Origin of the sequence: Arthrobacter sp. SAFR-023 (assembly GCF_051965295.1) — a bacterium.
In the GTDB taxonomy this organism is placed as follows: domain Bacteria; phylum Actinomycetota; class Actinomycetes; order Actinomycetales; family Micrococcaceae; genus Arthrobacter.
The window spans coordinates 1-7,266 of record NZ_JBQCMF010000036.1; the positions used below are offsets into that span (position 1 = coordinate 1).

Here is a 7,266-nt window from a genome sequence, read left to right on the forward strand (position 1 = left end):
GCTCGTCCTAAAGGACGAGCTGCTGCAGGTCCAGAAGGATTGGGTTACCGGCCGACGAGGTTTCGGCGGACGGGGCAAGGCGGGCGCTGCAGGTCACCGGCCATGCAATCACGCCTGCAGGTAATCCCTCTATTCAGTTTCAGCAACCACGCGGCGATTTAACCCGGTGAGCGCCAACGGTAGTGCTCAGGGAACCGCGGCGGGAAGGAAGCTCCTTCACCGGTGTCCGGACCCGCCTGGTTCGCGGCATCTTCAAGATTTCATGATGCCGGTTCCGCAGCGGAACGGGGCGGGCCCGTCATCACGACATTCCGCACTGGCTGGCCGGCGGCGAGCCGGTTGATATTCTCAATGATTTCCTTGGATCGGCCTCTGAAGGTCTCTTCGGTGACCGCCGAAGAGTGCGGCGTCATGATGACATGGTCCAAGGATTCGAAGGGCAGGGTGCTTGATTTTCCAATGCCACCGGGTTCGGGATACCGATACCAGACATCAATGGCCGCTCCGGCAATGCCGTGATGTTTCAACGCGGAATAAAGCGCTTCCTCCTGCACAACGGGACCGCGCGCCACATTGACCAAAAGGCCTTCGGGTCCCAATGCGTCCAGCTGGGCTGCCCCGATGATCCCAGCGGTCTCCGGCGTCAGAGGGGTACTGATCACGAGAACGTCAGATTCAATCAGGGCCCTGAGCAAATCCTCGTCGGATCCGGCCCACCGGAGCCCGTGTGCTTTCGCGTCGACTGATCCCGTCCGGGTGACGGCGAGGCCTTCGGCGCCGAAGGACTGCAGGAGCTTCCATGAGGCGGCCCCGATGTGACCGAAGCCGAGGAATGTCACAACCGCACCCCGGAGCGTTTTGGGCTGACGCAGGCCTCGGCAATAGACGCTCGAGTGCCACTTGCCTTTCCGCAAGGCTGCGTCCTGGCGCATGAGGTCGCGCCGGAGTGCGACGAGGACAGTGGCCACGTATTCGGCGATCGATCCGTCATGGTGGAAGGTGTTCGCGCACACAGCTCCGGTGTTGAGGGCCTCCGGCTCGATGCCGTCGAAGCCGGCGCCGGCGGTATGAATCAGCTGGAGTCTGTTGGCCCCTGCTCCCATTGCCTTGGTCAGGCGCGGTCCGACGAAGACATCGGCGTCCCTGAGCGCGGACAGTACGCCGGAATCATCCCAGGATCTGTGCCAAGAGATGACCGTTCCCGGAGCAACCCCCAGTTCAAAGGCGGGGCGGTGGACGATGAGGCTAGGGTCGGCGATGACGATTTTCATGGTGTCGTTTCCTAGGGCTCTTTACTGGACGTGCCCTTCGCCGGGTGGCTCTGCGGCAACCGGCACTGGCTCCCGGTGTGGTGCGGGCCTAGCTAGGGCGTGTCTCCTAAAGTCTGGGTCAGTTGTTCGGGATGCTGGATGAGTGTCTCGTACTTCTGTTCTGACTGATGGTCAGTGGGCCCGCATTCAGCCGTTGCTGCCGACTTCAGCTGGCCGCCGCGGTCCCCCGTTCCTTCCGGGACGACCGGCGCGTGGTGGAAGGCATCATCTACCGGTACCGATGCGGGATCGCTTGGCGTGACGTGCCGGCCGAGTTCGGTCCGTGGCAGACCATCTGGAAGCGGCACCGCCGCTACAGCGGCGACGGCACCGGGGACAAAATCCTGGCCAAGCTGCTCACGGAAGCTGACGCCCGGCATGAAGTGGATTGGTCGATTTCAGTGGACTTGACGGTGAACCGCGCCCACCAGCACGGCACTAACCTTCCCCGCGCCACAGGGGCCCGGTCGAATTACATGAATCTGTTTGAAGAACCAGACGATCATGCGACTGGCCGTTCGCGCGGCGGGTTGAGTACCAAGATTCACGCCCTGGTCGACGGTAAAGGCAGGCCATTAGTGCTGCTGATCGCCCCCGGGCAGGGCGGAGACGCGCCGATGTTCACCCACCTGATGGACCAATTGAAGATCAACCGCACTGGTCCGGGCAGGCCAAGAACCCGCCCGGACCGTGTCCGCGGTGACAAGGCCTACTCATCCCGGGCAATCCGGGCGCACCTCCGCGACCGCGGCATCACGGCTGTAATCCCGCAACCATCCGACCAGATCGGTCATCGAAAACGACGCGGCTCCACCGGCGGCAGACCTCCGGCCTTCGACAAAGAGGACTACAAAGGCCGAAACGTCGTTGAACGGAGTTTCAACACCTTCAAGCAGTGGCGGGCATTGGCAACCCGCTACGACAAACTCGCACTCACCTACCGCGTAGGAGCCGTTCTCCGGGCAATTAGCATCTGGCGGACAGCTTTAGGAGACACGATCTAGCCGTGGAAAGAGTACGGGGATTTTCCCGTGACGCCCGGCTCCAGGACGAAGATTGAACCTGCATGGGGCTGGTCCTGTAGCTGCCGGGGCGTCAGGCCGTTGCGGGCTGAGGTGATGAATAACTGATTGAGAGCGGGGCCGCCGAAGGCGACACTGGTCGGCCTGCTAACAGGCAAGCCGAGTGTTTCCAGCAACACGCCTTCGGGGCTGAAGCGCTGGACACAACCCCCGTCCCACATGGCCACCCAAATGGTTCCCTCGGCGTCGACCGCCATTCCGTCCGGCGTGGCGACAGGATGGGGCAGATCCACCAGAACGCGGCCGTTGCTGATCTGGCCGGATTCGATATCAAAATCGTAGGCATCCAGCCTTCTGGTCGACGAATCGGTGAAGTAGAAGGTTTGGCCGTCGGGGGACCAGTCCAAGCCGTTTGAAATAGAAACGTTCGGGCGTACCGGTGTCACGTGGAGTGTGCTACTGATCCGGTAGAGGCTCCCGGCCGATGGTGAAAGGTCCGTGGCCATGGTCCCGGCCCAGAGACGCCCTGCAGGATCACACGCGCCATCATTCATCCGATTACCGGTAATGTCGGACTCTATGGGGACGGCGAGCTCGAAGGCGTTCCCATCGGGGTGGATGAAACCGATCCCGTCGCGTACTGCGCAAACCAGTCCCCCTGACTGGCGCCGGGCGACCATGCCAACCGGTTGGCCAACGTCGATGCTGCGGTCCAGGCCTGATGCGGGATCGAGCAGGTGAATCCTGCCGGCAAAGATGTCAACCCACAGCAGTTCTTGCCGCTGCTCGTCCCACCACGGCCCCTCGGCAAGATCCGCTCCGGCATCGATGGCAATGTCGACGTGCCTGCTTTTCATGATGAGGAATCTCCAAACGGCGGTTTTAGTCCGGTGCGGTCAAGAGGTCCTGGTGTCGCGCATCTTCCGGACGCGCGACACCAGCGTCACCACTTGTGTCGTTCACGCAGCCGAGGCGAACCGTGCGTCGGTCAGCGTGTATTTTTCCAAGGCGCCATCTGCGAAGTCGATGCCCAGCCCGGGAACCTCACGTGCTTCAACGTATCCCCCGGTTGCTGTGAGGGGCTGTTCCAGCAGCCCGTCCCAACCGGGGCCCCCGTAGGCGTCGAATTCGATCATTGGCGCATTTTCGCAGCTCAGAATCATATGAAGCCCTGCGGCCAGAGCCACCCCGGTTCCGGAGCTGCAGGCAATGTGGGGGACGCACCACAAGTTCCAGGAGCTGGCCATATCGGCCACCCGCTTGCATTCGGAAATTCCGCCAACGCTGGTGCAGTCCGGCTGAAGGACATCAAAGGTCCGCTTGCGCAGAAGGTCGAGGTACTCGTAGCGGGTAAGCAGTGATTCGCCGCCGGCGAGTTTGAGCGACACGCGGTCAGAGAGCCACGAATGATCGTCGATGTACTGGGTGAGGCTGCGGGAAAGAATGGGTTCTTCCAGCCACAACACGCCCAATTGCTCGAGTTCGGTGGCAAGGGTGAGCGCCTCCCGGCGGTCAAAGGCCATGTTCGCATCGACCATAATGTCAACGTCGGGCCCGACCGCCTCGCGGACCCGGGCGACCATGTCCACGCCCTTGCTCAGACTCGGACCATTACGCAGCTTCATGGCGAAGAAACCCTGCTCAACGGCGGCTATAGACTCTTCAACTATTTGCTCGGTCGGCTTTAGGGACGGCGCGTAGTACGCTTTCACCTTCGACTTCGAGGCTCCCAGGAGGCGGTAGACAGGCTGGTTGCTTGCCTTGCCGAGAAGATCCCACAGGGCGATGTCGATGCCACTCAGCGCGTAGGTCTCGATCCCCCGGCGGCCCCACATGTGTGTGGCATTGAGCATGTCCTGCCAGATGGACGCAACGTCCAGTGGATCCCGCCCAATGAGCATGGGACCCAGCTGGTGGTTGATGATGGGACCCACGGTGGGGAAGTATTCGGCCGAGAATCCGGCTTCACCGATCCCTTCGATGCCTTCGTCGGTTTTTACCCGAACGATGATGCCGCCTTTGACGTTCACTTCCATCGCGCCCCAGCGAAGCGGCTCATCCAGCGGCACCCCGACGGGGAAAGCCTTTACCTCTGTTATTTTCATGCTCTTAGGTCCTTTCGCGGGTGTCGCGACTTCTGCCGACGGCGGCCCGGCACTTCGGGAAATACCGGACCGCCTTCCGTGTTTTAGGGTTAGTGATCGCGGGGAACCGACTGCTGCAGGTGCGGGATCAGGTCGTACCAGTCGTAGTCGCCGTCATAGAAGTACTCCGTGGTGTCGTAAGTCCCGTCCATGGTGTCCTTGAGCGATTTCGGACCAGGGAATCCGATGGTTTTCCACCCCATCTGATCCTTGTTGCCGCCGTACACCGGGTCGCCGTAAAAGCCTTGGCGGGTGTGCAGGCACAGTGTGTCAAAGAACGGAAGGTTCTCATCGAACGATCCCTGGAGGAACGTCGTGACGGGTTCCTTGGTGCCTAGGGTGACCTTGATCGGCTTTGGAGCCCCTGAAAGGGCAATCAGCACCTGGTCCTGCTGTTCCTCGTCCAGGTCGACGAAGTTCTTTCCGTCCACGTTCCGCGCAATGCCATCCAAAGTCTTGACGCCTTCACGGTAAAGCTCCTGCATCTTGAACTGCCGGCCACGCCACGCGTCGGCATGCTTTCCTGACAGCTTCAGGAACCCCGAGCCGTCCGCTGCCGCGAAAATATAGCCGATCCCCGACACGTACCGGTCGATGAAGACGACCACCCGGGCTTCCTTGGCGCCCGGGTCCTGGTCAGTGGGCATGATGCGTGCGGTTGCAGCCTCGACCGTGTTCCATTCGTGTTCGGTGAAGAAGTGCCGCTCCGTCGAATTCGGGTCCACGGGTTCGCCGACGATTTCCCATTCTGATTTCAGTGTCATTTCAGCGTGTCCTTTCCGTCAGGCCGGCTGGGCGAGCCGTTCGACCCGGCCCTTGGCGTAGGTGGTGGCAATATAGTCCGAGCAGCGCCAGGCATTGGCCATCATGGTCAACGTGGGGTTCACGCCGGTAGCGGTCGGGAAGCCGGAGCCGTCAACAACAAACAGGTTGTCGACGTCGTGGGACTGGCCCCATTCATTGAGCACACTCTTGGACGGGTCTACGCCCATGCGGGCCGTGCCATGCTGGTGGCAGGTGTTGCCGGTCATCTTGTCCAGGTAGACCGGGACCGTCTTACGGGCACCGGCAGCCTCGAGGATTTCGGCGTTTTTGTCCACCTGCCATTTGCCCATGGCGATGTCGTTGGCATGTGGCCGGTGGGTAATCCGGGCAACGGGCAGCCCCCATGCGTCCTTAACTGTAGGGTCAAGGTCGACCCGGTTTGATTCCACGGGCATGTCATGAAGGATCAGGCCGATCTTCATGGCGTAGTTGAAATAATTTCGGTCCGCGTCCTTGAGGGCGTCACCCCACGTGGGGCGGCCCGGGAAGACCCAGTTAACCGGATGGCAGGTTTGCGAGGCTGAAATGATGCACCCGCCGATGTGTCCCCGGTTTTCATCAGTTTCGTAGAATTCAAGGGATCCGCCGGAGATGTAGTTTCCGGCAAAGCCGTTCAACGGCTCGTCGATCTCGTTGTCGAACAGCCCGACGGCGAACAGGTATTCGTGGAATGTCGCATTCTTTCCCACCAGCCCGGAGCTGTTCCCCAGCCCATCCGGGAACTGCGAAGAGCGGGAGAGCAACATCAGGCGAGCAGATTCGATCGCACCCAGGGCCAGGATGACGACCTTGGCGTCCTGCTCGACCTCATTTCCGTCCGGGTCCACATAGAGGACGCCGGTGGCCTTGCCGTCTTTGCCGATCTTGACTTCGCGGACGAAGCTTTCTGCGCGGACCTCAAAGTTTCCCGTGGCCAGCGCGTCCGGGATGAAGGTGGTCAGGACGTTGGACCGGGCGCCGGAGGGATCACCGTACTGGTTCCAGAAACTCGTTTTGTTGAACGGGTCACGTCCGTTGTGGTTGTTGGTGACCATCGCATGGGGGATCGGAAATGCGTTGATACCCATCTTGTTGCACGCGTCATAGAAGCGTTTTCCGTAACGGGTCGGACGCAGGGGCGGGCTCGGGTATCCCTTAGAACGGTAAGGCTCGTACTTATCGGCACCGGCGATGCCTGAGACCCCGAACGCCCATTCGACTTTCGTCAGGTAGGGCTCCAAGTGCTCGTATCGGAACGGCCAGTCGGCCAGGTTCATGCCGTCGACGTCGCCATGGAGGGAGCGCAGCATAAAGTCCGATTCCCGCGGCCTGGGCACCCAGCCCGCCCAGTGATTCGTCCCGCCGCCGACCATCTGGGGGGTCGGGGAGAACGAGAACGGCTGCGCCACTTCATCCTCCGCATAGCGGAGGGTTCGTGGGAACAGCGTCGGGTCAGGCCACATGTAATTGCGGTTGACGAATTTCAGCTCGTCTCCGGAGTAGTGTTCGTGGGCGCGAAGCCAAGGGCCGCGGTCAAAACCGACCACCTTCAGCCCTGCCTCGCTCAAGACTTTCGCCGCTGTACCGCCATTGGCACCCAGTCCGACGACGACGGCGTCAACGGGTTCAGGCTTCTTCGTTGTAGCCACTGCGATTCTCCTAAGTTCGATGACGGCACCACATGCCGTCCATACCTGCTGTCTTTTCAGTTCTCCGCTGCAGGAACTGGTGCTGCGCGGTTGGGCCGCGTACCGCCGACCTCCCGGGAGCGCGGCCCGTCCGCACAAATCCGCGGGTCAATACGTACTGTCGCTTCAGCCCTCGGGGATGGCCGCATCCGCTATGAGACGGACGCCCCGGTTTCGTATCGCGTGCCGGCCGGGTCGCCGGCCAGGTCCGTCGCACGGTTGTGTGTGGCGTGTTCGGTTTCGGTCGGGCGGCCTTCGAGGTAGGCGATGATCGCGCGCGTGAAGTCGGGAAGATCGA

5 protein-coding genes and 1 pseudogene are annotated in these 7,266 nt (G+C 61.5%); 1 reads left to right on the forward strand and 5 read right to left on the reverse strand.

Features of this window, described 5'->3' with window-relative positions:
• Nucleotides 1–260: 260 nt before the first annotated feature.
• Nucleotides 261–1,271, reverse strand: coding sequence for a 2-hydroxyacid dehydrogenase (locus ACTHQX_RS21470; protein WP_440159274.1), 1,011 nt, complete (start codon nucleotides 1,269–1,271; stop codon nucleotides 261–263).
• Between the two features lie 142 nt (nucleotides 1,272–1,413).
• Here ACTHQX_RS21470 and ACTHQX_RS21475 point away from each other — a divergent pair.
• Nucleotides 1,414–2,314: pseudogene (locus ACTHQX_RS21475) on the forward strand (IS5 family transposase).
• On the opposite strand, the gene ACTHQX_RS21480 reads toward ACTHQX_RS21475, so the two are convergent.
• From ACTHQX_RS21480 to ACTHQX_RS21495, 4 genes are all read right to left on the reverse strand, one after another.
• A complete protein-coding gene (locus ACTHQX_RS21480; RefSeq protein ID WP_440159275.1) occupies nucleotides 2,311–3,189 on the reverse strand; it encodes an SMP-30/gluconolactonase/LRE family protein in 879 nt (292 codons plus the stop codon). The pseudogene ACTHQX_RS21475 and the gene ACTHQX_RS21480 overlap by 4 nt on opposite strands.
• Nucleotides 3,190–3,291: 102 nt before the next feature.
• Nucleotides 3,292–4,437 carry a mandelate racemase/muconate lactonizing enzyme family protein gene (locus tag ACTHQX_RS21485; RefSeq protein ID WP_440159276.1) on the reverse strand — a complete coding sequence of 382 codons (1,146 nt, stop codon included), beginning with the start codon at nucleotides 4,435–4,437 and terminating at the stop codon, nucleotides 3,292–3,294.
• Nucleotides 4,438–4,526: 89 nt separating this feature from the next.
• On the reverse strand, nucleotides 4,527–5,240 hold the full coding sequence (locus tag ACTHQX_RS21490) for a gluconate 2-dehydrogenase subunit 3 family protein (protein ID WP_440159277.1): 714 nt from the start codon (nucleotides 5,238–5,240) through the stop codon (nucleotides 4,527–4,529).
• Nucleotides 5,241–5,258: 18 nt separating this feature from the next.
• Nucleotides 5,259–6,929: a GMC family oxidoreductase gene (locus ACTHQX_RS21495; RefSeq protein ID WP_440159278.1), complete on the reverse strand. Its 1,671-nt coding sequence runs from the start codon at nucleotides 6,927–6,929 to the stop codon at nucleotides 5,259–5,261.
• Nucleotides 6,930–7,266 lie beyond the last annotated feature (337 nt).

What these genes read in the sequence shown, in the direction of transcription:
- ACTHQX_RS21485 (WP_440159276.1), bottom strand. Translation starts at nt 4,437, where the DNA reads ATGAAAATAACAGAGGTAAAGGCTTTCCCCGTCGGGGTGCCGCTGGAT.
- ACTHQX_RS21490 (WP_440159277.1), bottom strand. Translation starts at nt 5,240, where the DNA reads ATGACACTGAAATCAGAATGGGAAATCGTCGGCGAACCCGTGGACCCG.
- ACTHQX_RS21470 (WP_440159274.1), bottom strand. Translation starts at nt 1,271, where the DNA reads ATGAAAATCGTCATCGCCGACCCTAGCCTCATCGTCCACCGCCCCGCC.
- ACTHQX_RS21480 (WP_440159275.1), bottom strand. Translation starts at nt 3,189, where the DNA reads ATGAAAAGCAGGCACGTCGACATTGCCATCGATGCCGGAGCGGATCTT.